General features: G+C 73.3%; 21 protein-coding genes. 17 read left to right on the top strand and 4 right to left on the bottom strand.

The window, feature by feature from the left end; genetic code table 11:
• Positions 1–8: 8 nt before the first annotated feature.
• The 6 genes from OG440_RS12795 (at position 9) to OG440_RS12770 (ending at position 8,807) form a co-directional block, all read left to right on the top strand.
• Positions 9–2,054, top strand: coding sequence for a GNAT family N-acetyltransferase (locus OG440_RS12795; protein ID WP_406006967.1), 2,046 nt, complete (start codon positions 9–11; stop codon positions 2,052–2,054).
• A gap of 43 nt (positions 2,055–2,097) precedes the next feature.
• Complete coding sequence (locus OG440_RS12790) at positions 2,098–3,141, top strand: aminomethyl transferase family protein (RefSeq protein ID WP_406006966.1); 1,044 nt, start codon at positions 2,098–2,100, stop codon at positions 3,139–3,141.
• On the top strand, positions 3,141–5,459 hold the full coding sequence (locus OG440_RS12785; protein ID WP_406006965.1) for a beta-ketoacyl synthase N-terminal-like domain-containing protein: 2,319 nt from the start codon (positions 3,141–3,143) through the stop codon (positions 5,457–5,459). The genes OG440_RS12790 and OG440_RS12785 overlap by 1 nt, the downstream gene beginning before the upstream one ends.
• On the top strand, positions 5,459–6,076 hold the full coding sequence (locus OG440_RS12780; protein WP_406006964.1) for a hypothetical protein: 618 nt from the start codon (positions 5,459–5,461) through the stop codon (positions 6,074–6,076). The genes OG440_RS12785 and OG440_RS12780 overlap by 1 nt, the downstream gene beginning before the upstream one ends.
• Positions 6,073–7,230 (top strand): hypothetical protein, encoded by a 1,158-nt coding sequence (locus OG440_RS12775; RefSeq protein WP_406006963.1) that lies wholly within the window; start codon positions 6,073–6,075, stop codon positions 7,228–7,230. Before OG440_RS12780 ends, OG440_RS12775 begins: the two co-directional genes overlap by 4 nt.
• Positions 7,231–7,358: 128 nt before the next feature.
• Positions 7,359–8,807, top strand: coding sequence for a DHA2 family efflux MFS transporter permease subunit (locus OG440_RS12770; RefSeq protein WP_406006962.1), 1,449 nt, complete (start codon positions 7,359–7,361; stop codon positions 8,805–8,807).
• A 178-nt stretch (positions 8,808–8,985) separates the two neighbouring features.
• Here OG440_RS12770 and OG440_RS12765 read toward each other — a convergent pair whose 3' ends face one another.
• Positions 8,986–9,981: a LuxR C-terminal-related transcriptional regulator gene (locus OG440_RS12765; protein ID WP_406006961.1), complete on the bottom strand. Its 996-nt coding sequence runs from the start codon at positions 9,979–9,981 to the stop codon at positions 8,986–8,988.
• A 307-nt stretch (positions 9,982–10,288) separates the two neighbouring features.
• Between OG440_RS12765 and OG440_RS12760 the strand changes: the two genes are divergently transcribed.
• From OG440_RS12760 to OG440_RS12720, 9 genes are all read left to right on the top strand, one after another.
• Positions 10,289–10,588 carry a hypothetical protein gene (locus OG440_RS12760; RefSeq protein WP_406006960.1) on the top strand — a complete coding sequence of 100 codons (300 nt, stop codon included), beginning with the start codon at positions 10,289–10,291 and terminating at the stop codon, positions 10,586–10,588.
• Between the two features lie 203 nt (positions 10,589–10,791).
• Positions 10,792–10,965, top strand: a complete 174-nt coding sequence (locus tag OG440_RS12755) for a hypothetical protein (RefSeq protein ID WP_020127978.1) — start codon at positions 10,792–10,794, stop codon at positions 10,963–10,965.
• Positions 10,966–11,020: 55 nt separating this feature from the next.
• Positions 11,021–12,853, top strand: a complete 1,833-nt coding sequence (locus tag OG440_RS12750; RefSeq protein WP_406006959.1) for a BTAD domain-containing putative transcriptional regulator — start codon at positions 11,021–11,023, stop codon at positions 12,851–12,853.
• 93 nt (positions 12,854–12,946) lie between these two features.
• Positions 12,947–14,293: a DUF4190 domain-containing protein gene (locus tag OG440_RS12745; protein ID WP_406006958.1), complete on the top strand. Its 1,347-nt coding sequence runs from the start codon at positions 12,947–12,949 to the stop codon at positions 14,291–14,293.
• A gap of 147 nt (positions 14,294–14,440) precedes the next feature.
• Positions 14,441–15,193, top strand: coding sequence for a GntR family transcriptional regulator (locus OG440_RS12740; protein ID WP_406006957.1), 753 nt, complete (start codon positions 14,441–14,443; stop codon positions 15,191–15,193).
• 402 nt (positions 15,194–15,595) lie between these two features.
• Positions 15,596–15,829: an SPOR domain-containing protein gene (locus OG440_RS12735; protein ID WP_406006956.1), complete on the top strand. Its 234-nt coding sequence runs from the start codon at positions 15,596–15,598 to the stop codon at positions 15,827–15,829.
• A gap of 31 nt (positions 15,830–15,860) precedes the next feature.
• Positions 15,861–16,286, top strand: a complete 426-nt coding sequence (locus OG440_RS12730) for a (deoxy)nucleoside triphosphate pyrophosphohydrolase (RefSeq protein WP_406006955.1) — start codon at positions 15,861–15,863, stop codon at positions 16,284–16,286.
• A gap of 127 nt (positions 16,287–16,413) precedes the next feature.
• Positions 16,414–16,842 carry an ATP-binding protein gene (locus tag OG440_RS12725; RefSeq protein ID WP_406006954.1) on the top strand — a complete coding sequence of 143 codons (429 nt, stop codon included), beginning with the start codon at positions 16,414–16,416 and terminating at the stop codon, positions 16,840–16,842.
• A gap of 270 nt (positions 16,843–17,112) precedes the next feature.
• The gene (locus tag OG440_RS12720) at positions 17,113–19,761 is read left to right on the top strand and encodes a SpoIIE family protein phosphatase (RefSeq protein ID WP_406006953.1); all 2,649 of its coding nucleotides are present in this window, start codon (positions 17,113–17,115) and stop codon (positions 19,759–19,761) included.
• A 40-nt stretch (positions 19,762–19,801) separates the two neighbouring features.
• On the opposite strand, the gene OG440_RS12715 is transcribed toward OG440_RS12720, so the two are convergent.
• Positions 19,802–21,481, bottom strand: coding sequence for a hypothetical protein (locus OG440_RS12715; RefSeq protein WP_406006952.1), 1,680 nt, complete (start codon positions 21,479–21,481; stop codon positions 19,802–19,804).
• Between the two features lie 92 nt (positions 21,482–21,573).
• On the opposite strand from OG440_RS12715, the gene OG440_RS12710 reads away from it, so the two are divergent.
• The gene (locus tag OG440_RS12710; RefSeq protein ID WP_406006951.1) at positions 21,574–22,851 is read left to right on the top strand and encodes a hypothetical protein; all 1,278 of its coding nucleotides are present in this window, start codon (positions 21,574–21,576) and stop codon (positions 22,849–22,851) included.
• Positions 22,852–22,915: 64 nt separating this feature from the next.
• Positions 22,916–23,248: a hypothetical protein gene (locus OG440_RS12705; protein ID WP_406006950.1), complete on the top strand. Its 333-nt coding sequence runs from the start codon at positions 22,916–22,918 to the stop codon at positions 23,246–23,248.
• Here OG440_RS12705 and OG440_RS12700 read toward each other — a convergent pair.
• Entirely contained in the window at positions 23,229–23,999 is a 771-nt protein-coding gene (locus tag OG440_RS12700) for a succinate dehydrogenase/fumarate reductase iron-sulfur subunit (RefSeq protein WP_406006949.1), read from the bottom strand. The genes OG440_RS12705 and OG440_RS12700 overlap by 20 nt on opposite strands.
• Positions 23,996–25,933 carry a fumarate reductase/succinate dehydrogenase flavoprotein subunit gene (locus OG440_RS12695; RefSeq protein ID WP_406006948.1) on the bottom strand — a complete coding sequence of 646 codons (1,938 nt, stop codon included), beginning with the start codon at positions 25,931–25,933 and terminating at the stop codon, positions 23,996–23,998. The genes OG440_RS12700 and OG440_RS12695 overlap by 4 nt, the downstream gene beginning before the upstream one ends.

Raw genomic sequence — 25,933 nt, 5'->3', positions numbered from 1 at the left:
GGTGAGGCATGTCCATCACGATCCGCCCGTACCAGGAGGGCGACGCGCACGACATCGCGGCGCTGTACAACCGCCACCGCGACAACCCCAACCCGGTGGCGGGCGGCATCACCGGTGACGAGCTGGAGCGCGAGCTGGCCGAACGGGACACGGGAACGTTCCTCGTGGCCGTCGACGGCGGGCGTGTGGTGGGCACCTTCGGCCTGTTCCACAACACCGGCCGGCGCTCCGCCCGCGCCGGTGAGCTCATCGCCGACATGTTCTTCGTCGCCCCCGCCTACCGCAACGGTGTCATCACCGGGCGGCTGTTCACGGAGGCCGTCGAGTGGATGGTGCAGTCCGGCTGCCTCGTGCTCCGGCTCACCGTCAACCCCGCCAACAGCGTCGCCTTCAAGCTCTACCGGCGCGTCGGCTGCGTCTCCGTGGGCCAGACCGTGCCCGGCGAGGACGGCAACGTCGAACTGCACAACTACATCCCGCTGGTCCTGCGCAGCGTGTTCGCGGACCTGGGGCCGGAGGTCAGGTCGGCCCTCGGCGGACTGAACAGCTTCGGCACGGTCACCGAGGCCCGGGACGACGAACTGCGCTCCGACGTCCGGCTGGTGGACGGCGTCCGCACGGTCGACTACCACCTGGCGCTGGGTGACTTCCGGATCACCGCGAGCGTGGACGTCGACCGAGGCGTCGTACGCGACGCGGAGGTCACCGGGCCCGACGGCACCTCCCGCGCGCTGCGGCTCACCGAACCGCCGTACCGTGTGCGCGCCCCGCGGCGGTTGGAGCCGCACCGGTTCGGCTCCGGCGATCTGGTCGGCGAGCTGGACGGCGACGACGGCACGCTGTCGGTGCTGGCCGAGGGCCACCACGGGCCCGTGTTCGTCTCCACCTGGCCCAGCTGCCGGGCCGACCGCCCGGCCGGCTGGCGCGAGGGCGAGCCCCGCGACCTGGACATCGTCCCCGTCGAGAACGGGGTCCGGGTCACCGAGCGGTGCGGCGCGGACGAGATCGTCGCCACGCTCACCCTCACCGAGGGGACCCTGCGGCAGGACTTCGCCTTCACCAGCCGCCCCGGCCGGATCTTCCAGACGGTCGGACTGCGGCAGGGCACCTTCGTCCACCCGGACGGCGAGCGCCACCCGATCGGCCTGGGCCTCGGCGTCCGCGACGCCTCGGAAGCCGTCGCGGCCTCCCAGGCCGTACCGTCCGGCGCCGAACTCGCCTGGCAGGGCACGTCGTGGGAGATCCGGCTGCCGGTCCGCGAACCCGTCCGGCTGGTCCACAGCGGTCTGCTGGAGCGCGGCCTGACGGCGGGCCCGGACGGGGTGGCCCGCCTGCGCACCGACTTCCGCCCGACGGCCGCGAGGACCGACGCGAGGACCGACGCGGAGACCGAGGCAGTACGTCCCGCCCGTACCGCCCCGACGCGGGGCGCCGGCCGCCGGCTGGAGCTGACCGCCTCGGCCGCCGGGGTCACCTCGTGGAAGGAGGGCACCACCAAGGTCCTGCGCAGCCCGTACCCGCGCACCCGGGTCTTCGGCTACAACCCCCGCTGGTCGGCGGGCATGTGGGTCACCGCCGAGAACAGCCGGTTCGGCCGCGCGAGCGGTCTCGGCTGGGGCGTGCGGCCGGCCGCCTGGGAGGAGAAGCACCCGCTCGGCCTGTTCGCCCCGCGCGAGCGGATCGGCTGGGAACTGACCGCCCCCGAGGACCCCGCCGAGCCGGTCAGGGCCGACATCCAGGCCCCGGACAGCGAGGAGGAGATCGTCCTCTGGCTCACCCCGAACACCCCCCGCGAGACCACCGTGGTGCTCGACTCGGCCGGCACCCGATGGGAGCTCGGCTCCGCCGGCTTCCGCCAGATCTGGGCCACCGCGGCCACCGTACGACTCGCCGACGGCAGCTGGCTCGACTGCCGGCCCGCCGACGGCGCCCCCGAGGAGGCGGAACTCGTCCTCCGTACGACCCCCTCCGGCCTGCTGATCGGCTGCGTGTCCCCGGCCCGCCGGCCGAGCGCCTGGCAGCTGGCCGTGCACAGCGCGACCACCCGGTCCTGAACCACCGCCCACCACGTCTTTTCCCGAGAGGAAACGCCACACCATGACCACCACCACCGTCTCCGCCCTCCGTACCGCCTCGGACGACTACGCGACCCTGCGCACCACCATCGGCGCCTACCGGATCGACGCCCCGCTGGTCCGCGTCTCCGGCGACGAGCGGCTGTCGCTGCTCGACCTGTTCCTGGCCAAGTCGGGCGACTTCGTCGAGCCGGACTCCGTCCGCGAGGTGCTGGCCCTGAACGCCGACGGCACCCCGTTCGCGATCCTGCTGCACTTCGAGATCGGCGAGGACGCCTGGCTGCTGCCCCGCACCGCGGTGAGCGCCGACGAGCTGCGCGGCTACCTCGACGGGCTGGACGTCCCCGAGGGCGTCGAGGTCGACATCGAGCCGGAGGGCTGGGCCGCCACGGCGTTCGAGGGCCCGACGGCCTGGTCGGTCGCGGCACGCTTCGTCGACTTCGACATCTCGGGCCTGACCCTGCACGCCGTCACCGAGGCCGCGCTGCCCGACGACCCGGCCGCCCTCGCCCACCTGGCCCGCGTCGGCACCACCGGCGAGTACGGCTACCTGCTCCTCAGCAACGCCCCCGAGGCCGCCCACCAGGCCGTGCTCGCCGCGGTCCGGGAGGAGGGCGGCGCGCCGGTCGGCGCGGAGGGCCTCGCCCGGGTCCAGGCCGAGGCCGGCATGGCCGTCTACGCCGCGGGCTTCGCCGGGCTGTCGGTCGACGAGGCCGACCTGTCCTGGATGATCGACTGGAACCGGGTCGGCGAGTTCCGCGGCTCGGACGACCTGGTCAGGCCGACCGCCGAGACCGCCCGGCTGACCGCCCTGGCCGCCCCCGCCGACAGCCGCTTCACGGCCGGCACGCAGGTGACGGCGGCCGGCCGGGAGATCGGCACGGTCCTGTGGCAGGCGCCCTGCGCCAACCCGGAGGAGGAGCTCGTCTTCGCCCTCCTGGACGCCCCGTTCTGGGTCTCCGGTCTCGAACTGGCCGCCCAGGACGAGCAGAGTGCCGAGCGCCCGCTGCGCACCGTCACCCTGCCCCGCGTCATCGCCCGCTCCCTCACCACCCGGATCGCCTGATGTCCACACCGAGAATCGCCCTGACGGGCCTGGGACTGATCACCGGTGCCGGTGACGACGTCGAGAAGGGCTGGTCGTCCATCGCGGCCGGTACCTCCGGCATCCGCACCAACACCCTCATGGACACGTCCGAGCTGCTGACCGAGTGGGCCGGCATGGTCACCGGCGAGCAGCCGGCCGACGTCGACCGCTGCTACGGCCTCGCCGCCACCGCCATCCGCGAGGCCCTGGACAGCAGCGGGCTCGACCTGGACACCGTCGACCGGGACCGGGTCGCGGTCGTGGTCGGCTCCAGCCTCGGCGCCATGCCGACGCTGGAGAGCGTCCACGCGGACCTCGTCCACGAGGGGAAGCTGGACGCGGAGCGGGCGGCCGCCGTCCAACTGCCCTGCGTCGGCGACTACATCGCCGCCGAGTTCGACCTGCGCGGCCCGCGCGTGGTCCTGTCCAACGCCTGCGCGGCCAGCGCCGTGGCCCTCGGCTACGCGGCCGAGCTGCTGTGGAAGGGGGACGTCGACCACGTCATCTGCGGCGGTGTCGACCCTCTCGCCTCGCTCTCGGCGTACGGGTTCAGCGCCCTGGGCGCGCTCGACCCGGAGCCGTGCTCGCCGATGTCCGCCTCCACGGGCCTGACCCTCGGGGAGGGGGCCGGGTTCATGGTCCTGGAGTCGGCGGACCGCGCGGCCTCCCGGGGAGCCCGGGTCCTCGCCGAGCTGGGCGGCTACGGCCTCTCCTGCGACGGCTACCACCAGACCGCGCCCGACCCGAGCGGCAAGGGCGCCTGCGCCGCCATGGCCCAGGCGCTGGACACGGCGGGCCTGACCCCGCAGGACGTCGACTATCTCAACCTGCACGGCACGGGCACCCCCGCGAACGACGCCTCCGAGCCGAAGGCCGTGAAGCTGCTGTTCGGCGCCTCGGTGCCGCCGGCCAGCTCCACCAAGTCGATCCTCGGCCACACCCTCGGCGCGGCCGGCGCGGTCGAGGCGGTCGTCAGCACCCTGGCCATCGACCGGGGCGCCCTGCCGCCCACCATCAACACCCGGGGTGTGGCCCAGCCGTTCGGCCTGGACGTCATCCCGGACACCGGCCGCGCCGGGGCCCGTCCCGAGGTCGTCATCTCCAACTCCTTCGCCTTCGGTGGCAACAACGCCTCCGTCGTCCTCAACCGGCCGGGCCGCCCGACCTCGGGGCCGCGCCGCACCGAGCAGGTCCACGAGGTCGTCGTCACCGGGGTGGCGGGGCTGGCGGGCGGCGCGGGCAACACCGCCGACCTGGTGGCCGCCCTCGACGCCGAACGCGCCTGCTTCACCGCCTCCGAGCACGTCGAGGGCGTGGGCGCGGTGCCGGTCGGCCGGGTGGACGTCAAGTCGGCCGCCCGGGGCATCAACCCGAGCCGGGCGCGCCGCATGGACCCGCTGAGCCTGCTGGCCGCCGCCGCGGTCGCCGACCTCTACGGCCGGCACGGCAAGCCCTCGCGGGCCGAGGCCGAGGGCACGGGCATCGTGTTCGCGACCGGCTACGGGCCGGTCACCTCGGTCCTCCAGTTCCACAAGGGCGTCCTCGAACGGGGCATCAGCGGCGCCAACCCGGCGCTGTTCGCCAACACGGTCGTCAACGCGGCCGCCGGTCACGTGGCCATGCTCCACCGCTACCGCGGCTACACCGCGACGATCGCCAACGGCGGCACGAGCTCCGTCCTGGCCCTCCAGCTCGCCGCCCGGGTCATCGCGCGCGGCATGGCGGACCGGATCATGGTGGTGATCGCCGACGAGTTCCCCGAGCAGGCCCTGGCCACCCAGGCCGGCCTTCCCGGCTACGCGCGCTCCGGTCCGGTGGTTCCCGGCGGTCGCAGCGGCATGGTGCTCAGCGAAGGAGCGGCGGCCGTCCTTCTGGAGAGCGAGCGGTCGGCCTCGTCCCGGGGCGCGGACGTCCTGGCGAGGGTGCGCGGCTACGGCGCCTCCGGCGAGTCGGCCGGGATCGGCCGTATCGGCCGCGACGGCGAGGCCTGGGCACGCGCCCTGCGCGGCGCGATGGCCGAGGCCCGTGTGACGCCCGACGGGATCGGCACCGTCGTCTCGGCGGCCTCCGGCTACAGCCTGGTGGACACCGCCCAGTCCCGGGCCCTGCGGCTGGCGGGCCTCTCGGACCGTCCGACGATCACCCCCAAGGCACTGCTGGGGGAGACCTACGGCAGCGCGGGCGCCCTGGGCCTGGTGGCGGCGCTGACCGCCCCGACCCGGCCGGGCGGTCTCCTGCTCTCCAGCTTCGCCTACGGCGGCAGCTACGCGGCGGCCGTGTTCGACACGGAGGCGTGATGGGGGCGCTGCTGGGGCTGGTGATGGATCCGGTCGTGCGCGGCGCGGTCCGCCCCGTCCCGATCGACTGCCTGGTCACCCACCACCCCCACCTTCCCCGCGACCACATGGGCCACCGCCTGAACGCCTCCGGGCGCTCGCTGATCATCGAGGCCGCGGCCCGGCTGTACGGCCTCGACATCGGGGCGCGGGACCTCACGAGGGACGGCCACAAGCGCTGGCACATCCCGGCCCACCACCTCACCGCCTCGGTCGCGCACTGCGACGACTACAGCGCCGTGGCCCTGTCGGCCGGCGCGGTGAACCTCGGGGTGGACCTCCAGGACGAGCGGGACCGCCCGGCCGCCATGCGGTGGCTCGGCACCCTGCTCGGCCGCCGGCAGCCCGCCGAGATCCGGGACTTCGCCGAGTGCGAGGCGCTCATCAAGGCCTCGCACGTCACCAAGGAGACCTTCGCCGGGGTCCGGCTGCCCGCGTGGCGGCCGGGCTGGCGGCCCACCAACGTGGGCTCGTACCAGGTGCGTTCGGCGACCGTCGCCCCGGCGATGCACCTGGCCCTCGCGGCCGACACCCCCGCCCCCGTCCGTATGCACACCCCGACCCCGGAGCCGGCATGACAGCAACAGCGGCCGCTGTACGGCCCTACACCCGCCGTATCTCGCAGATCGAGCGCGGCTATCTGAACGCCGCGGCCACTGGCACCCCGCAGCTCATCCAGATGATCGTCGAGGGCGAGGGCCGCATCGACCCCGACGCGCTGCGCGCCGCCGTACGGTCCGCCACCCTCGCGAGCCCCGGCCTCGCGGTGTGGCGCCGGGGCGCCGGCTGGCGCGCCGACGGCCCGCCCCCGCCGGTCGTCGAACTCCCCGGCGACGACGGCTTCGACGCCCCTTTCTTCCACCGTGACCTGGACGTCGTCACCGGCCCGGTCTGCGAGGTCGGGCTCGTCGAGGGGCCGTCGTGCCGGCTGGTCGTCCGGGCCAGCCACATCGTCACCGACGGCCGCGGGCTCCGGCAGTGGATCGCCGACGTGTTCCGGGTGCTGCGCGGCGAGGAGCCGGTCGGGGCCGCGTCCGTCGTCGACGACACCCACTTCCGCACGGCCGCGGGGAAGGTGCCGCCGGCCGAGCCGCCCGCCCGGCTGGAGGGCCTGCCCGCGATCCTCGGGGACGGACCGGCCGACGGCACCCCGCTGTGGGTACGGCGCCGGGTGCGGGCGGCCCCGTCGGCGGTCACCGCCCGGGTGGCCGCCGCCCTCTCCCGGCGGCTGGGCGGCGAGACGGGCCGGCTGATCGTGCCGGTGGACCTGCGCCGCCACGACCGCACGGTCCGCTCCACCGCCAACCTCACTTCCCGCCTGGTGCTGGACCTGCACCGCGACGACAGCTGGCAGCGGCTGCACGGCCAGATCGTCCGCGCCCTGCTGGGCAAGCGCGAGGTGGCCGCGCTGGAAGGCGACTTCCTGCGCAGCAACCCCTTCGCCAACTCGCTGCGCGAGGCGCAGGAACTGGACGGCACCCGGTTCCCGTGCACGGCGATCGTCTCCGACCACGGCCGGATCGACACCGCGGCACTGCGCACCGACGGGTTCCGGCCCACCGGCTTCTCCACGCTGCCGATGCTCGTGCCCTACGCCGAGATGTTCCTGAGCACCTGTCAGGTCGGCGACGAGACCGAGCTGACCCTGTCGTGCCGCAGGCGCCCCGGCGCGCGCGAGGCGGCCGGGGCGGTCCTCGACGACATCGAGCACGCGCTGACCGACCCGCGCTGACCGCCCCCCGCCGACCGACCCGCACCGGCCCACCCGACCGGCCCACCCGACCGACCCGCGCCGGCCGGCGTGAACCACCGCGGCCCACCGCCCTGTTGACCTCATCGCCCCGCTAAGGACGCCCACCCATGGCACTGACCGAACAGACCAAAGAGGACGCGGCGAGCCCTCCGCGGGCAGCTTCCGCCCCCGCTCTCGTCACGATGGCCGCGGCCGTCGCCGGCGGCTTCCTCGCCCTGCTCGACACCACCATCGTCAACGTGTCCCTGCACGAGACCACGGCCAGGTTCGGCTCGATCGGCCAGGTCCAGTGGGTGGTGACCACCTACCTGATGGCGCTGGCCGCCACCATGCCGGCCACCGGCTGGCTGGCCACCCGGTTCGGTGTGCGGCGCGTCTTCGCCGCCGCGACCCTCCTGTTCGCGCTCGGCTCGGCGGCCTGCGCGGCCTCCCAGACCCTGCCCGAGCTGATCGCCGCCCGCGGGGTCGCCGGCGCCGCCGCCGGTGTGCTCACCCCCGTGTCGACGATCCTGCTCACCAGTGGCGTGCCCCGCGAACACCTGGGCCGGGTCCAGTCGTTGAACGGCAGCGTCATGCTGATCAGCCCGTTGCTCGGCCCCACGATCGGCGGCCTCCTGGTCGAGGCCGGAGGGTGGTCCGCGGTGTACGTCGTCAACGTCCCGCTCTGCGCAGGCCTGCTCTTCGTCACCCTGCGCTGGGTCCGCAAGGACCCCCCGCGTCAGAGTGCCGCCGCCAAGCCGCTGGACGTGATCGGCCTGGTGTCCTCGGCCGCCTGCACCGTGTGCACCGTGCTGGCCGTCCACGAGTTCTCCGACCACGCCTTCGAGGGGCGGGCGGCCTTCCTGACGCCGCTGGCCCTCGCCGTGGCGAGCGGCACGGTGTTCGTCGTACGGGAGCTGCGCGCGGCCCACCCGCTGCTCGACGTGCGGCTGTTCGCCCACCGCGTCTACCGGACGGCCGCGATCAACATCTTCTGCCTGGGCTTCGTCCTCTACTCGCCGATGATGCTCATCCCGCTCTACTTCGAGACCGCCCGCGGCGAGACGGCCGTGACGACCGGCCTGCTGATGTCGACCGGCGGCCTCGGTGTGGTCGGCGCGGTCTGGCTGTGCCGGGTGCTGATGAAACGGCTGGGCGGTGGCGGCACCGTCCTCGTCGGCCTCACCCTGACGATGCTGGCGACCGTGCCGCTGACCACGCTGTCCTCGGACACGTCGTACGTGCTGCTGTGCGCGAGCCTCGTGGTGCGGGGCCTGGGCACGGGACTGACGATCGTGCCGGCGATGACCCGGGCCTTCCAGTCGATCCGCCCGCAGTCCATCCCGGACGCCTCCTCGCAGCTCAACCTGATCCAGCGGATCGGCGGCACGGTGGCCCTCGCGGTGGTCACGGTGGTCCTGGAGCAGGCGGCCCGGCAGCGCCACGGGCTGGTGCCCGGCGCCTTCGCCCACTCCTTCACCTGGGTCCTCGCGATCTACACCGTCACCCTGCTGCCCGCCCTCGCCCTGCTCCTCGCGGACCGCAAGGAGGCCCGCGGCGGCGCGGTGCACGCGTGACCGTACGGGCCCTGTCACCGCACCTCCGCCGTCCGCGCCCCGGGCGCGGCGGGCGGGAATGCGACGACAGGGCCCGAGGCGCCCGCCCGCTACGGCGAGCTCGCACCGGCCGCCCGCGCCCACGACCCGCGCTTGTGGCCGAAGCCCACGACCCGCGCCCGCCGCCCGCGCTCAGCGTTCAGCGCGAGGAGGGCAGCCAGCCGTCCTGGACGGCGTGCACCCCGGCCTCGAAACGGCTGCGGGCGTCCAGGCGTTCCATCAGCGTGGCGGCGGTGCGCCGGGCTGTACGCGGGGAGACCCCGAGGCGCTTGGCTATGGCCTCGTCGGTGTAGCCCTGGGCGAGCATCTTGAGCACGGCACGCTCCTGCGGCGGCATGCCCCGCGCCTCGCACTTCGGCGTACTCCCCAGCGCTGTCGCGGTGTTCCACACCCCCTCGAAGAGCGCGCACAGGGCCGCGACCGTCCCCGCCCCGCTCAGCACCACCCCGCCGACCCGGGCGTCGCTCGTGTCGACCGGCAGCACCGCCTTGCACCGGTCGAAGATGATCATCCGCACCGGCAGTTCGGGCACGGTACGGACCTGCCCGCCGCGGGAATGCAGCCAGCCGACGTGGTCCAGCGTGGGCTGGTGGTTGCGCACGCTGTCGAGATAGACCGTCCGCATCCGCACCCCCCGGTCGAGCAGGGCGGAGTTGGGCGCGCGGCTGGCCTGGAGGTCCTCGGCCCGGTGCGCCCCGCCCGGCGCGAACGTGGCCACCTCGACCTGGGCCGACTGGGCCAGCTCCGCGAGCCGTTCCCGGATCGCCTCCAGACCGTCCAGCTGCTCCGAATCGCTGTCGATGCCCCGTGGTCGTAGTGAGGAGCATTCGGCGATCAGTTGCGCGGCGGCCGCTCTGGATTTCTCCACGCGCATCTGCTGCGCCGCCAACTCCGCCTGCTGGCGCGCCAGCAGGACCTCCATGGCGGTCTCCGGGCCGACCGCCCGGAACCCCGTGCCCTGCCGGGCCGATGGCTGGATCAGCGCGAGTTCGCTCAATCGGTCCAGGCCCGCCCGGACGCGTTCCTCCGGTAGCCCGAGCCGGGACACGAGGACGATGATGCCCTCCAGTGGATTGGCCAGCATCCACCGGTAGATGGCTTCTGCCTCGGCATCCAGTCCCAGAACCTCCAACATGATGCAGTCCCCCTGTTGCTGTCACACACTGCACACACTGTGTTCGAAACTTAGTGCCCCCGAGCTTACTGACCTTGAACTGCGGATGGCGGATCGGCGGCAGGGAGGACGGTTCCGGCCAATCGCTCGGCTTTCAACCATCCCCGGTGCCAGAGTGAGGCCCGCGGCCCATTCCGCCCGGCGCGAGGCGTGTCCCGCTCATTGGAGGGCGAGTTCCGGGCCCCTTCCGCATGACGCTTTATGCCATGGCATAAAGCGTCCTTCCCGAGTCGGTCCGGCGCCGCAGGACAGCGCCGAAGATGAACTCATGTATCTCATCCACGTGCGCCTGCGCGCTCCCGCCGAGGCCCATGCCCGGCCCGATCTGGCGGCGATCATTTCCTCGTACGCCGAGGAAAGCGACGGCCTGGAACACGTCTCCGTGCACGCGCACGCCGAAGAGGGCCTCACGCTGGGCCTTTTCCTCCTGGCCGACTCTCTCGCCGCGGCCGAGGACAGTGCCGCGCGGCTGTCGCGGCGGGCCGTGGACCACCATCAGGACCTGCTCGGCTACGGCGTCGTGACCTCCGGGGCGGTCCTGGTGCCCGGCCCCTGGTGGGACGCGTGAGCCCCACGTTTCCCCAGGTCGGGGTGGACGGGTTAGGACGCTGCACATTCCGTCCAGCCGTCCGCTGTTCCCTCGGGACCGCCGGCCGAGCAGAGTTGGGCCATCGACGGAACGACAACCGCCGAAGAGTTCACCGCAGAGTCCGCTGAACAGTCCGGAAGTATTCACTCCGGAATCCACTCACTCATTCGAGGAGAAAATCCATGCAGGGCACCCGTGTCTCCAAAATCGTCGCCGCCGCGCTGATCGTCCTCGGTGGAATGGCGATGACGGTGACCGTCACGGATTCTCCGAAGAACATCACGCACGCCGTCGAGAGTGACCTCCGCACCACCGCGGGCGACCACACCGACGGCGATGTCACCTGGGGCCCCTGAACATTCACGGGGGCATGTGCTGAACCGAGTTGAAAGACATCGGGGGACAGAAGAAATGGAATTCCTGGTCCTGGGATCTCTGGAACTGCGTGAGTCGGGCACCCCGATCCGCGTCCGGGGCATGCGGCAACAGCGGCTCCTCGCCCTGCTGCTCCTCAACGCCAACCGGGTCGTTCCGATGGACGTGCTGGTGGACGAGCTGTGGGAGGACCCGCCGTCGTCGGCCCGTCCGCAGGTGCACAACGCCATCCGCGACCTGCGCCGCATCCTCTCCGCGTCGGACGGGACCAGTCTGGTCACCGTGGACGTCGGCTACCGCCTGGTCGTACCCGAGGACGCCGTGGACGCGCACCGGTTCGCCGGCCGGGTGCGCGCGGCCAGGGCGGCGGAGCGCGAGCACCGGTACGCCGAGGCCGTCGGGCTGCTCCAGTCGGCCGTGGACCTCTGGCGCGGGGAGGCCTTCGCCGGCATCCAGTGCCCGGCCGTCTCCGGCGCCGCGGTGAAACTCGCCGAGCAGCGGCTGACCGCCGTCGAGGACCTCGTCGCCCTGCGCCTGAAGCTCGGTGAGGCCGGCTCCCTGGTCGGGGAACTGCACGCGCTGATCGCGGAGTACCCGCTGCGCGAGTCCCTGCGCGGCAGCCTGATGATCGCCCTGTGCCGCAGCGGCCGGCAGGCCGACGCCCTCGCGGTCTACGACGAGGGCCGGCGGTTCCTGGTGGACGAACTCGGCCTGGAGCCGAGCCCCCGGCTGCGCGCCCTGCACGCGGAGATCCTCGCCGACTCCCCGGACCTGCACGGTTCGGGCGGGCCCGCCCTCGCGGCGACCGGCGCCGAGCCGCCCGACGACCGCAGGACGGCACCGTCCGGCCCGCCCGGGAACGGCAGGCACTACCTGCCCCACGACCTCACGGACTTCACGGGGCGCGGCGCGGAGCTGGCCGGCCTGTCGGCCGTCGCCGAGCAGGAGCCGGGGGGCTCGCCGGTGATGGTGGCGATCGACGGCATGGGCGGGGTCGGCAAGACGACGCTGGCGGTGCGCCTCGCCCACCGGGTCACCGAGCTCTACCCGGACGGGCAGTACTTCATCAACCTGCACGGCTTCAGCGTGACCCGGTCGCCGGTGCCGACCGAGCAGGCACTGGCCGTCCTCCTCCAGGCGAGCGGTCTCACCGCGCGGGAGATCCCGCCCAGCCTGGAGGAGCGCAGCGCCTTGTGGCGTTCACGGCTGGCGGGCCGCCGCTGCCTGGTCGTCCTCGACGACGCGGCGGACAGCGCCCACGTCACCCCCCTGCTGCCGGGCACCGGGGGGACCCTGGTGCTGGTGACCAGCCGGCGCAAGCTCACCGCCCTGGACGGCGCCCTGCCGCTCTGCCTCGACGTGCTGCCGCCCGCCGACGCGGTGACGCTGTTCCGGCGGATCGCCGGCGAGCCCCGCGCGCGGCGCGAGCCGGAGCAGGTGGCGCGGGCCGTCGAGCTGTGCGGCCGGCTGCCGCTGGCCCTGCGCATCGCCGCGACCCGGCTGCGCGACCGTCCCGCGTGGGCCGTCGCCGACCTCGTCGAGCGCCTCGCGCACCCGGCACAGCGGGCCCGCTGCCTCCAGACCGCGGACCGCGACCTCATGGCCGTGCTGCGGGTGTCCTACGACCATCTGAGCGCGCCCGCACGGCAGTTCAGCAGGCTCATCAGCCTCCAGCCGTCCGCCTCCTACGACATCGCGCACGCGGCCCTCGTCACGGGGCTGCCGGCCGGGGACGTGGAGCACCACTTCGACGCGCTGATCGAGAACAACCTGATCCGGGAGGACACCCCGGCCCGGTTCTCCTTCCACGGCCTGATCCGGGACTGCACCCGGGAGCTGCTCGTCGAGGAGGCGGGCGCGGCCGCCTGATCCGAATCCCCGTATCGCCCCTGGTGGTGCCGCGCTTACGATGCGCGCAGTCGTACAACTGCCTGAACCGTCTGAACCAGGAGCACGGTACCCGTGTCCATACCCCCGCCTCCCGGGCCGCACCAGCCCCAGGACCCGTACCAGCCTCCGCAGCCGCAGAGCCCGTACCCGCAGGACCCGTTCGCCCCGCCCCCGCAGGACCCCTTCGCGCCGCCCCGGCAGGACCCGTACGCCCAGGGGCCGTACGGCCCACAGGGTCCGACGGGTCCGGGCCAGGCACCGGGTCCGGCGGGGGCGTACCCGCAGGCGCCGTATCCGCAGGCCCCGTACGGCGCGGTGCCCTACCCCGTCTGGGGACAGGGCTACAGCCCCTACGGCCGGCCCTCGCCGGTCAACGGCGTGGCCATCGCCTCCCTCGTCCTCGGCATCCTCTGCTTCCTGCCGGGCGTCGGGCTGGCCCTCGGGATCCTCGCGCTGGTGCAGATCCGCAAGCGGGGGGAGCGCGGCAAGGCGATGGCGATCGTGGGCACGGTCCTGTCCTCGGTCGGACTCGCGGTGTGGGTCCTGGCGCTGTCCACGGGCGGCGCCTCCGACTTCTGGGACGGCTTCAAGGAGGGCGCGACCGGCAACTCCAGCTTCGCGCTCGCCAAGGGCGACTGCTTCGACGTGCCCGGGGAGACCTTCGACGAGGACGTCTACGACGTCGACGAGGTGGACTGCGCCGGTGAGCACGACGCGGAGGTGTTCGCCTCGGTCCCGCTGTCCGGCGACAGCTTCCCCGGCGACGACCACGTCACGGACGTGGCCGACGACAAGTGCTACACGCTCCAGGACGCCTACGCGATGGACCCCTGGGCGCTGACCGACGAGGTCGACATCTACTACCTCACGCCCACTGCCGACAGCTGGAGCTGGGGCGACCGCGAGATCACCTGCGTCTTCGCCAACGTCGACGAGAAGGGCACGCTGACCGGTTCGCTGCGCGCCGACGCGTCGACGCTCGACGCCGACCAGTTCGCCTTCCTCAACGCGATGGCGGCCGTCGACAAGGTCCTCTTCGAGGAGCCGGAGGAGTACGCCGAGGAGGACCTCGCGGCCAACCGCACCTGGGCCGGTGAGGCCGCCAAGGCGACCGGCAACCAGGCGGACCAGCTGGGCAGCCACAACTGGATGACGCCGGTCCGGGAGAAGTCCCTCGCCGTCCTGGCGAAGGACATGCAGGAGGCGCGCAAGGAGTGGGCCGCGGCGGCGAAGGCCACCGACGCCGACGACTACTACGAGCACTACGGCAAGGCCTACGCATACGTCGACGGCGCCACCACGGTCACCGCGCGCCAGGCTCTGGGCCTGGCCACCACCCCGCCTACGTACGACGAGGACTCCGAGAGCGGGAGCGGCGGCACGGGCGGGGGCGACAGCGACGGCGGTCTTGATGTGTGATCGCGGCCATAGCGGGGAGAAAGTGCCTGGGTAAAGCGTTTCCCGGGCACATGTCATCACATCGAGTGATTCTCTGGCCTTTGCTTGCACGGTACAACCCACGGTTGCCAGGCTGTAGCTGTCTGTACAACCTGATGGGAGTGGCCAGTGACATTCGGTGAGCAGCCGGCGTATCTGCGCGTCGCGGGTGATCTTCGCAAGAAGATCTCCGACGGATCGCTGCCACCGCACACGCGGCTCCCCTCCCAGGCGAGAATCCGCGAGGAGTACGGGGTCTCCGACACCGTCGCCCTCGAGGCGCGCAAGGTGCTGATGGCCGAGGGGCTGGTCGAGGGCCGCTCCGGTTCGGGCACGTATGTGCGCGAGCGGCCCGTGCCGCGCCGGATCGCCCGCTCCGGCTACCGCCCGGTGAGCGGTGCCACGCCGTTCCGGCAGGAGCAGGCGGAGGCGCACACGCGGGGGACGTGGGAGTCCAGCAGCGAGCAGGTCGAGGCGAGCGTGTCCGTCGCCGACCGGCTCGGTATCGCGTCCGGCGACCGTGTGATGTGCACCCGGTACGTCTTCCGGGAGGCCGGCGACGCGATGATGCTCTCCACCTCCTGGGAGCCCCTCGCCGTCACCGGCCGCACCCCCGTCATGCTGCCCGAGGAGGGCCCGCTCGGCGGCATGGGCGTGGTCGAGCGGATGCGTGCCATCGACGTGATCGTCGACAACGTCACGGAGGAGGTCGGCGCCCGGCCCGGGCTGGCCGAGGAGTTCCTCGCCCTCGGCGGCGTCCCGGGGCACGTCGTCCTCGTCGTGCAGCGCACGTACTACGCCTCGGGCCGCCCGGTCGAGACGGCCGACGTGGTGATCCCGGCCGACCGCTACCGGGTCGCCTACCACCTGCCGGTGAAGTAACCCGGGTGGAGCGGTGGGGGCGGGGGCGCCGTCCGGGGCGGTAGCGCATTCGCCCGGGCGGCGCACACCCTTCCGGCAGTTGCCCCCGGTATCCGCCCGCCGTCGGCCCGCCCGCGCGCCGTCGGAATCCGGTCGTTTCCGGTTGTTCCCGCAGGTCGTCCCGTAGGTGCCCGGACCCCCGCCGACCGGATGCATCGCGGCGCGCGCACGGCGCGTTCGGTCCCGCGCGCCCCCTGCGTCTTGGCTGGTTGCGTACCTCTTTGTGCAAAGTCGTGTTCGGTGCGTAAAGGTAAGGCGTACGCTCGGGCATATGCGGATTGCGGTTTCCTTGGAAGGCGGGGCGCGAGGCGCGCCGCGGACGGGATCCGGGCGTGCCGGGGCGAGAAGGGGGAGTGGGGCGTGATGAACGAGAGCACCACCTCTCTGCCCTGGCTCGTCATACGGCAGGACGACAACGGCAATCGCTACCGCGTGGGCAGGTACGCCACCCGCGCCGAGGCCCAGAAGATCGCGGACAGCCTCGACAGCCGCGGCCACAAGCAGCTCTACTGGGTCGAGCGCATCGGCCAGGGGCAGACGCAGACCCAGGCGCAGGGCCAGGCCCAGGCGCAGAACGGGGACGGCACCCGGAACTGACGTTCCGCCCGGTCCCGCTAGGCTCCGGACCATGACGGAACGGATCGTGGTGGTGGGAGCCGCCCTGCTCGACGCCGGCCGCCTGCTCGCCGCGCGCCGCAGCGCACCCCCGGAACTCGCCGGACGCTGGGAGCTGCCCGGCGGAAAGGTCGAGGAGGGCGAGGCGCCCGAGGCGGCCCTCGTGCGCGAACTGCGCGAGGAACTCGGCGTCGACGCCGACACCGTCGAGCGCGTCCCCGGCGAGTGGCCGCTCAGGCAGCCCTACGTGCTCCAGGTGTGGACCGCCCGGCTGCGCCCCGGCTCCGCCGCTCCGGAGCCCCTCCAGGACCATGACGCGCTGCGCTGGCTCACCCCGGCCGAGATCTGGGACGTCGACTGGCTCGACCAGGACGTACCCGCGGTGCGCGAGACCCTCGCGCGGTGCGGTGCCGGCGCCGCCGAACCGCGGGTGCGCTGAACCGGGGGCGCTTCGGGCGAGGGGCGGGCCGCCGCGTACGCCGTTCGTGACACAGTGCGCCCGGCTGCGCGGTACTGCCTCCCGAATATCGGGTATGTGGCCATTAACCCCACGAAACCGGACATGGGTGTACTCGCTGGCCCGGGAAGTGATCGGCGTGATCGACACCGACGGAGACTGCGTCGAGTGGACGTTCCCCGCGGACCCCGGTGCGGTGCGCACCGCCCGCGGTGCCGTCCGCGGCCAGTTGGGCGACTGGGGCCTCGACAGCCTGAGCGACATCGCGGTGCTGCTGGTCAGCGAGCTGGTCACGAACGCGCTGCGGCACGCGACCGGCCCCATCGGCCTCCGCCTGGTCCGCCCCGCCGGACTGCCGGGCGTCCTGCTGGTCGAGGTCTCCGACCCGTTGCCGGACCCGCCCCGCGAGCGGGTCGCCCGGCCCGAGGACGAGAGCGGGCGCGGACTGCAACTGGTGGCCTCCTCCTCGCGCCGCTGGGGTTCCCGGCCCGGCGGCACCGGCAAGACGGTGTGGTTCGAACTGGCGGTGCCGGGTTGAGGGGGCGTCTCGCGGGGAGGAGCCGGTGTACGGCGGGCCTCGCGGTGTCGCCCGTTCGGTTCCGGTCCGGGACCGGTCCCGGAAGAGGTGGTTCGACGACGTGTCCGCTGGTTAGAAGACTGGAAGTGTTGTCGCGGCACGGTCCAAAAAACGCCTGGACCGTGCTGTGATCGTGAACACCGTGTCGTGCGGACCCGTAGTGCTGGATACTGCGGGCAGCCGCCGTCGGTGACCGGTGCCGGACGCGGTGAGCTGGAGGGGACGGTTCGCGTGAGCGAGATACCAGCGAAGGCCACGGAGTCCGAGGACCCGTCGGGCGGCGCGAGGGCGAAGGCCGCGAGTGCGCTCGCCGCCGATGCCGCGCACGGCCTCGCCGACGGCCCGGGCGAGGCGGCGACGCCCGGTGACGCCATGTGGCAGAGCAGTCCGCCCGGCTCGATCTACGACTACATCAAGGTCGCGTCGTTCTCGATCGGCCCCGACGGCCTCGTCGACCAGTGGAGCCTGCGCGCCGAGCAGATCTTCGGCATCCCCGCCGAGCGGGCCGTGGGCATGGACCCCATCGACGCGTTCATCGACCCCGACCTGCGCGAACGCGGCCAGCGCAAGATGGCCGAGATCCTCGACGGGCGGGAGTGGACCGGCGTGGTCCCCTTCCGGCTGCCGGACCCGGTGCCCGGCGGCGGCCGGGACGAGACGGGCCTCGCCGAGGTCTACGTCATGCCGACACGCAGCATGGACGGCGAGAAGGCCGCCGTGTGCATCGTGGTCGACGTCCGCACGCTCCGCAGCATCGAGACCGACCTCGCCGCCTCGCAGGCCATTTTCGGCCAATCCCCGTTCGGCTTCCTGCTGATCGACCCCGATCTGCGGGTCCGCCGCGCCAACCACCGGTTCGCCTCGATCTTCGGCGGCACCCCCGACGACCACCGCGGCAAGGGAGTCCACGACTACCTGCCCCGGCCCGAGGCCGACCGGGTCAGCGCCACCCTGCGCAGGGTCCTGGAGACCGGCGACTCCATCACGGACATGCACGTCACCGGTTTCGTGCCGGGCTCCGACGAACGCCGGCACTGGTCCATCAACCTCTACCGCGTGCACAGCGGCACCGGTCGGCCCATCGGCATCGCCTGGCTCGGTACCGACATCACCGCCCGCCGCGCCGCCGCCCGGGAGGCCGCCGCGGCCCGGCGCAATCTCGCCCTGCTGAACGAGGCGGGCGCCCGCATAGGGAACTCCCTCGACCTGGAGACGACGGCGCGCGAACTCCTCGACGTGGTCGTGCCCGGCTTCTGCGATCTGGCCACCGTGGACCTCTACCAGGGCCTCCTGGCCGGCGACGAGACCCCGCCCGGCCTCGCCGACGGCAGCGCCGAACTGCGTCGGGTCGCCTTCTCCTCCGCCGTCTCCGACGCCCCCTTCCCCGGCGCCGGCGCGCCCGTCGCGGTCGGCGCGGTCCACCACTTCCCGTTCAACTCGCCCTGCGCGGACGCCCTGCGCACCGCCCGCCCGCAGGCCATCCCGGGCGAGGACGGCGGCCTGGTGCAGTCCACCCTCGCCGTCCCGATGGTCGCCCACGACACCGTCGTCGGCCTCGCGCAGTTCTCCCGGACGAAGGGCAGCGAGCCGTTCGGCGACCGGGACCGCGACCTGGCCGTGGAGCTGGCGGCGCGGGCGGCGGTCTGTATCGACAACGCGCGCCTGTACCGGCGGGAGCACGAACGGGCGCTGATACTGCAACGGTCGCTGCTGCCGCCCGGGGACCCGGTGGCCTCGGGCCTGGACATCGCCTGCCGCTACCTCCCCGGCAACGTCTCCATGGGACGCCCCAGCGAGGTCGGCGGCGACTGGTTCGACGTCATCGAACTGCCCGGCCACCGCACGGCGCTGGTGGTGGGCGACGTGATGGGCCGCGGTCTGCGGGCGGCGGTCGCGATGGGTGAACTGCGCACGGCCGTGCGGACGCTGGCGCTGCTGGACCTGGAACCGGCCGAGGTGCTCTCCGCGCTGGACGAGATCGCCCGCGGTCTCGGCACCCCGGGAGGCGTCCAGCAGGCCACCCGGGCCGCCCGCCGGCCCCGTGAGGCCGACCTGTCCGAGGTGTACCTCGCGACCTGTGTGTACGCGGTCTACGACTCGGTGACCCGGCGCTGCACGTTCGCCAACGCGGGCCATCTGCCCCCGGTGCTCGTCGAACCCGGCGAGCCGGCGCTGATGCTCGACGTGCCGCCCGGCATGCCGCTCGGCGTGGGCGGCGAGCCCTTCGAGGAGGTGGAGGTCGAACTCCCCGAAGGCGCCCTGCTGGCGCTCTACACGGATGGACTGGTCGAGTCGCGCGACCATCCGCTGGACGAGGGCCTCAACGCGTTCGTGGGGGCTCTCACCGACCCCAGCGCCCCGCTCGAGGACGTCTGCGACCACGTCCTCAACACCCTCGACTCGCACCACGGCGAGGACGACATCGCGCTGCTGATGGCCCGCGTGCAGGGCCTGCCCGTCGACTCGGTCGGCGACTGGACCCTGCCGCGCGAACCGCGCAGCGTGGGGCGGGCCCGGGAGCACGCCCGCAACCAGTTGCTGGCCTGGGACCTCGAACCCCTCGTCGACACGACGGAACTGCTGGTCAGTGAGCTGGTCACCAACGCGCTGCGGTATGGCGAGGGCGAGATCAGGCTCCGGCTGCTCCTCGACCGCACCCTCGTGTGCGAGGTCTGGGACGCGGGCCTCGTCCAGCCGCGCCGGCGCCGGGCCCGGGACACCGACGAGGGCGGCCGGGGCCTCCAGCTGGTGGGCCTGCTGTCGGCGGCCTGGGGATCGCGCCGTACCCCGCGCGGCAAGACGGTGTGGTTCGAACTGCCGCTGCCGGACGGCGAGACGGGTCTGGCGGACCCGGCGGAGGCGTTGCTGAGCCTGTTCTGAGGCCGTTCGTACCCGTCCGGCGAACGGCCGGCGGGCAGGGTCACTCGGGGCCCCGCCCCGCCCGGGCGGGCCCCGTCGGGCCGGCGAAGCCCGCGGGCGTCCCGTCCTCGGGATCCTCGGCCGGGACGATGCCGCCGAGGAGGGCTCCGCCGGTGCCGGCCGTCTCCCCGGCGCCCGCGGCAGCCATGTACGGGTTCCCGTGCGCCCGTACGTCGCGCTCGGCCAGGTCCCGGGCCTCCAGGGCGAGGACGTCGGCGGACGGGCGGTCCGCCGGGGCCCCGGTCGCGAGGAGCCGTTGCGCCTCCGCCAGCCGGGTCCGCGCGGTGGCGCCGACCGCGCCCCGGTGCGTGGCCACGAAGTCGGCGGCGGCCTCGGTGGCGGTGCGGGCGGTGATCAGCGCGGCGGCCGGCAGCACCCCGGCCCGCCCCGAGGTGACCGGCGCGATCGCCCGCACCACCCGGCGCAGCACCCCCACCGGATCCCCGGGCTGTCCCCCGGTCACCTCCTGCCGCACGGAGCCGAGCACGGCGTCGACGTGCAGCAGCCGGACCTGGAACCCGCCCGGGGTCGTCCCGGCGGCGGCGAGGGGCGCGCCCGGGCCGGGGTGAGGTGCGTCCGGGGGCGGGGCCGCCGGTCCGGGGGCCGGCGGCTGTGGTGACGAGGGCGGCGTCTGTCCTCTGACCCAGGCCAGCTCCGCCTCCGCGCCCGTGAGGGCGGCCGGCACGGTCCGTTCGGCCGCGCGCAGCTCCTCGGCCAGCCGGTCGACGCCCTCGACGAAGACGGCCGCCTGGGCGACGGCGTCCTCGGCGGCGCGCAGGTGCCGGGCCGCCTGCTCCGGTCGCCCCGAATCGGCCGACTGACGGGCCTGGTTCAGCCGGACGGTGGCGAACAGGAGGCGGTCCTTGGCCTGTTCGACGCTTCCGGTGACGGAGGCCGTCGCGGTCGGCGCGTACCGCTCCCGGAGCCCGGCCAGCACCGCCTCCGAGGCCCCCACCCGCCCCGCCAGCTCCCGGAACCGGGCCTCGGCGACCCCCAACGCCCCACCCGGCTCCCGTTCCAGTCCCCGCAGCCGCCCGAACTCCGCGGCCACGGAATCCAGCCGTCGCCCGGCCTCCGTACACCGTCCGACGATCCCGGCGAGCGTGTGCTCCCGGGCCGCCTCCTCCGCCGGCACCCCGTCGTCGTAGCGCTGCCGCATCCGGAACGCGGCCGCGAGTTCGTTCTCCGCCTCCCGCACCGCCCCGCGGAACGTCTCCAGGTCCTCCGCCGTGCACAGCGCCGCGGCGAAACCGAGCTCGGTGCGCGCCGCCCGGACCCGGTTGTCGGCCTCGACCAGCGCCCCGCAGGCCTCCTCGTCGAGGGCGGCGAGGGGCGGCGACGACCTCGGCGGCGGTGGGCTGCCGGCCGCGCCGGGAGTCGTCCGGACGCGGGTGCGCCGGACCCGCCGCAGGTACCCGTACCCGGCGATCGCCCCGGCCGCGCCGACCGCCACGAGCGGCAGCACCAGATCGACGGTGGCCCGGTCGTCGTCCTCGGCCGCGGCGGCACTCGCGCCGGGCGCCGGGTTCTTGATCGCAACCGGAGCGTCGCCACCGGACGTCATCCCTGGCAACACCAGCCACACGACCCCGACCGCACCGCCCAGCACGGCATGCGCCACCCGCACGGATATGTGCGACGTGGCACGCCGCGGCCGGCCCCGGAGCAAGGAAGAGGTCACATTCGGGAGCGTATGGCCGCGATCACGGCAACGCGACCGGGATGCACCCGAGCCGGGGGCGGTGGGGCAAAACGACACGCGAGGGGGAAACCGTGATGGAACGGCCACCGGGTCGGACGAAGGCGAAGACGGCGACCGGGACACCCGGGAGTCCGGCGACGGAGTCCGAGGCGACAGGGGAACCGGGAACCACGGAGGACGCGGAGCCGGGGACGGGGGCGGGGACGGCCGATACGCCGGGCGTGCCCGGCTCTGCGGACGACGACAGCGCTGCGGGCGGTGCCGGAGGCACGGGCGACGGGGACGGCGCCGGGGGCGACGGGACCGGCGACGATCCCGCGGCCGGGACGGCGCGTCGGCGCGGGCGCCGAGGACGGCTGGTGCGCCGCACCGCCCTCGCCGTGGTCCTGCTGTTCCTCCTCCCGGTCCTCGCCGCGGAGACCGCCCTTCGCGTGAACTACCTGGGCGACCCGGCCGACGGCACGTACACCCGCGGCAAGGACGCCATCTGGCTCGGTCACGCCTGGGTCGACGGCCGCAAGACCGACGCCGACGTCAAGGCCCTGGCCGAGCGTCTCCAGGACACCGGCATCCACGACCTGTACGTGCACGCCGGCCCCCTGGAGCACGACGGCACGCTTCCCGCGTCCGCCTACGCGGGCGCGCCCCGGTTCATAGCCGCCGTCCACCGGGAGGCGCCGAAGCTCCGCGTCCAGGCCTGGCTCGGCGACGTCCTCGCCACCGAGAGTCCGAACGGCATGCGCCTGGAGCGGGCCGAGACCCGCGCCGCCGTCGTGCGGTCCACCCGCGAGATCCTCGCCGCCGGTTTCCAGGGCGCCCACTTCGACCTCGAGCCGCTGCATTCCGACGACGGCCACTACCTCGGACTGCTGGACGACCTGCGCGCCGTCACCAGGGCCCGGAACGCCCAACTCTCGGTCGCCGCGCACCAGATCGACCCGGTCCCCGGCTTCCACTCCTTCTGGGGCACGACCACCGGGCACCCCAAGTGGTGGTCGCAGAAGTTCTTCGGTCAGGTCGCGCGCCGCGTCGACCAGATCGCCGTGATGTCCTACGACACCATGCAGCCGCTGCAGAGCACCTACGGCGGTTACGTCGCCCAGCAGACCTCCCTCGCCCTGGAGGTCACCCCGGCCTCCACCGACCTCCTGATGGGCCTGCCCTTCTACCACGAGAACCGGTTCGGCCACTGGAATCACGCCGAGACCGTCGCCGCCGCCGTGAGGGGCGTCCGGCTGGGACTGTCCCGCACCGACGCCGACCGCGAGAACTTCGGCGTGGCGGCGTACGTGGACTTCGCGGCCACCGAGCAGGACTGGACGTCGTACGAGAAGGGCTGGGTCCGATAGACCCGGTCGACGGCAGACCGACCGGCCCCTCCCCCCGGCCGGGCCCGGGTGCGATCATGAGCGCATGCTGCACTGGAGTCTGGTGGTCACGGCCGTCGTCTGTGTGACGGTCATGGCGGTGGTCGGCGGGGCGGCCGTGACCCGGGAGTGGGTGCCGCCGTTCGGCCGCAGGCGGGTGCTGCGGCCGAGACTGTGGGGCATCGGCGTCCTGATGAGCGCCCTGGGCCTGAGCCTCTTCCTGTCCCTGGGCCCGTTGGCCGGTCACCTGACGGTGAACTTCTTCGTCCCGCCCGCCGGTATGGCCCTCAACCTCGCCGGGCTCGGCGTCCAGACGCTCGCGCAGCGTCCCGGACGCGCGCCCCGGCTGCCCCCGGCGACTACGACGGGCGCCTCCTGATCTTCGACCCCAGCCACACCAGCGGGTCGTACTTGCGGTCGACCGCCCGTTCCTTCAGGGGGATCAGCGCGTTGTCCGTGATCTTGATGCCCTCGGGGCAGACCTCCGTGCAGCACTTGGTGATGTTGCAGTAGCCGAGGCCGTGGTCGTCCTGGGCCGTGCGCCCGCGGTCCAGGCCGCTCTCCCCGGCCGCGTCCAGCGGGTGCATGTCCAGTTCGGCGACCCGCATGAGGAAGCGGGGCCCCGCGAACGCCGTCTTGTTCTCCTCGTGGTCGCGGACGACATGGCAGGTGTCCTGGCACAGGAAGCACTCGATGCACTTGCGGAACTCCTGCGAGCGGTCCACGTCCTCCTGGAACATCCGGTACTCGCCGGGGCCGACCCCCGCGGGCGGTACGAACGCCGGGACCTCCCGCGCCTTCTGGTAGTTGAAGCCGACGTCGGTGACGAGATCGCGGATCACCGGGAAGGCGCGCAGCGGCGTGACGGTGATCGTCTCCTCGCGGTCGAAGACCGACATGCGCGTCATGCACAGCAGCCGGGGCCGCCCGTTGATCTCCGCGGAGCACGAACCGCACTTGCCCGCCTTGCAGTTCCAGCGGACGGCGAGATCGGGCGCCTGGGTGGCCTGGAGCCGGTGGATGATGTCCAGGACGACCTCGCCGTCGTTCACCTCGACCGCGAAGTCCTTCAGGCCGCCGCCCTCGACGTCGCCCCGCCACACCCGGAAGCGGGCCTCGTAGCTGCTCACTCGTACAGCTCCTCTTCGGTGAGGTACTTGACCAGCTCCTCTTTCTCGAAGAGGGCGAGCAGGTCGGAGCGGATGGGTTCGGTGGTCTCCCGGGTGAGGGCGATCCTGCCGCGGGCGGGGTCCGTCGCCGCCAGGACCCCGGTCGGGTCGGCCGGCGCGCACAGCAGGTTGACGTTGCGCCACGCGCGGTCCATCGTCGGGTGGTCCTCGCGGGTGTGCCCGCCGCGCGACTCGGTGCGTTCCAGCGCCGCCCGGGCCACGCACTCGCTGACCAGCAGCATGTTCCGCAGGTCGAGCGCCAGGTGCCAGCCGGGGTTGAACTGCCGGTGTCCCTCGACCCCGGCCCGCTGCGCCCGTACCCGCAGCTCGGCCAGCTTCTCCAGGGCGTGTGCCATCTCGCCCTCGCGGCGGATGATGCCGACCAGGTCGTTCATGGTCTGCTGGAGTTCCTGGTGGAGGGTGTACGGGTTCTCCGGCGCGTGCACCGCCGGGTCTCCGGGGCCCTCCGCGGAGAACGGCCGCAGGGCCTCCGCGGCCGCCGCGTCGATCTGGTCGTCGTCCACCGCCGGGCGTTCCCGGGCGAGTTCCGCCGTGTACCGCGCCGCGTGCAGTCCCGCCCGGCGGCCGAACACGAGCAGATCGGAGAGGGAGTTGCCGCCGAGCCGGTTGGAGCCGTGCATCCCGCCGGCCACCTCGCCGGCCGCGAACAGCCCGGGCACGCCGCGGGCGGCCGCCGTGTCGGAGTCCACCGCGATACCGCCCATCACGTAGTGACAGGTCGGTCCGACCTCCATGGCCTCCGCCGTGATGTCGACGTCGGCCAGCTCCTTGAACTGGTGGTACATGGAGGGCAGCCGGCGCTTGATGACGTCGGCGGGCATCCGCGTCGACACGTCCAGGAAGACCCCGCCGTGCGGGGAGCCGCGGCCGGCCTTGACCTCGGAGTTGATCGCGCGGGCCACCTCGTCACGCGGGAGCAGTTCCGGTGGTCGCCGGTTGCGGTCCGGGTCCTCGTACCAGCGGTCGCCCTCCTCCTCCGACTCGGCGTACTTCTCCTTGAAGACGTCCGGGACGTAGTCGAACATGAACCGCTTGCCCTCGGAGTTCCTGAGCACCCCGCCGTCGCCGCGCACCGATTCGGTGACGAGGATGCCCTTCACCGACGGCGGCCAGACCATGCCGGTCGGGTGGAACTGCACGAACTCCATGTTGAGCAGCGGCGCACCGGCGAGCAGGGCCAGCGCGTGGCCGTCGCCCGTGTACTCCCAGGAGTTCGACGTGACCTTGAAGGACTTGCCGATGCCGCCCGTGGCGATCACCACGGCGGGGGCCCGCAGGACGAAGAAGCGACCGGTCTCGCGCTCGTAGGCGAAGACCCCGCTCACGCGTGAACCGTCCTTGAGGACCCGGGTGACCGTGCATTCCTGGAAGACCTTCAGCCGGGACTCGTAGTCGCCGGTCTCGCGGTGGTCCTCCTGCTGGAGCGAGACGATCTTCTGCTGGAGCGTGCGGATCAGCTCCAGGCCCGTCCGGTCGCCGACGTGCGCGAGCCGCGGGTACTCGTGTCCGCCGAAGTTGCGCTGGGAGATCCGGCCGTCCTTGGTGCGGTCGAAGAGGGCGCCCCAGGTCTCCAGCTCCCACACCCGGTCCGGTGCCTCCCGGGCGTGCAGCTCGGCCATCCGCCACTGGTTGAGGAACTTGCCGCCGCGCAGGGTGTCGCGGAAGTGGACCTGCCAGTTGTCGTGCTCGTTGGCGTTGGCCATGGCCGCCGCGATGCCGCCCTCGGCCATCACCGTGTGCGCCTTGCCGAACAGCGATTTGCAGATGACGGCGGTACGGGCGCCGCGTTCGCGCGCCTCGATGGCGGCACGCAGTCCGGCGCCTCCCGCGCCGACCACGACGACGTCCCACTCCTGGCGGTCGACCACGGACAT

The organism is Streptomyces sp. NBC_00637, assembly GCF_045161545.1.
Lineage (GTDB): Bacteria > Actinomycetota > Actinomycetes > Streptomycetales > Streptomycetaceae > Streptomyces.
The sequence above is the reverse complement of the archived record's forward strand: the minus strand, read 5'-3'. Positions and strand labels throughout refer to the sequence as shown.

What these genes read in the sequence shown, in the direction of transcription:
- OG440_RS12795 (WP_406006967.1), top strand. Translation starts at nt 9, where the DNA reads ATGTCCATCACGATCCGCCCGTACCAGGAGGGCGACGCGCACGACATC.
- OG440_RS12790 (WP_406006966.1), top strand. Translation starts at nt 2,098, where the DNA reads ATGACCACCACCACCGTCTCCGCCCTCCGTACCGCCTCGGACGACTAC.
- OG440_RS12785 (WP_406006965.1), top strand. Translation starts at nt 3,141, where the DNA reads ATGTCCACACCGAGAATCGCCCTGACGGGCCTGGGACTGATCACCGGT.
- OG440_RS12780 (WP_406006964.1), top strand. Translation starts at nt 5,459, where the DNA reads ATGGGGGCGCTGCTGGGGCTGGTGATGGATCCGGTCGTGCGCGGCGCG.
- OG440_RS12775 (WP_406006963.1), top strand. Translation starts at nt 6,073, where the DNA reads ATGACAGCAACAGCGGCCGCTGTACGGCCCTACACCCGCCGTATCTCG.
- OG440_RS12770 (WP_406006962.1), top strand. Translation starts at nt 7,359, where the DNA reads ATGGCACTGACCGAACAGACCAAAGAGGACGCGGCGAGCCCTCCGCGG.
- OG440_RS12765 (WP_406006961.1), bottom strand. Translation starts at nt 9,981, where the DNA reads ATGTTGGAGGTTCTGGGACTGGATGCCGAGGCAGAAGCCATCTACCGG.
- OG440_RS12760 (WP_406006960.1), top strand. Translation starts at nt 10,289, where the DNA reads ATGTATCTCATCCACGTGCGCCTGCGCGCTCCCGCCGAGGCCCATGCC.
- OG440_RS12755 (WP_020127978.1), top strand. Translation starts at nt 10,792, where the DNA reads ATGCAGGGCACCCGTGTCTCCAAAATCGTCGCCGCCGCGCTGATCGTC.
- OG440_RS12750 (WP_406006959.1), top strand. Translation starts at nt 11,021, where the DNA reads ATGGAATTCCTGGTCCTGGGATCTCTGGAACTGCGTGAGTCGGGCACC.
- OG440_RS12735 (WP_406006956.1), top strand. Translation starts at nt 15,596, where the DNA reads ATGAACGAGAGCACCACCTCTCTGCCCTGGCTCGTCATACGGCAGGAC.
- OG440_RS12730 (WP_406006955.1), top strand. Translation starts at nt 15,861, where the DNA reads ATGACGGAACGGATCGTGGTGGTGGGAGCCGCCCTGCTCGACGCCGGC.
- OG440_RS12705 (WP_406006950.1), top strand. Translation starts at nt 22,916, where the DNA reads ATGCTGCACTGGAGTCTGGTGGTCACGGCCGTCGTCTGTGTGACGGTC.
- OG440_RS12695 (WP_406006948.1), bottom strand. Translation starts at nt 25,933, where the DNA reads ATGTCCGTGGTCGACCGCCAGGAGTGGGACGTCGTCGTGGTCGGCGCG.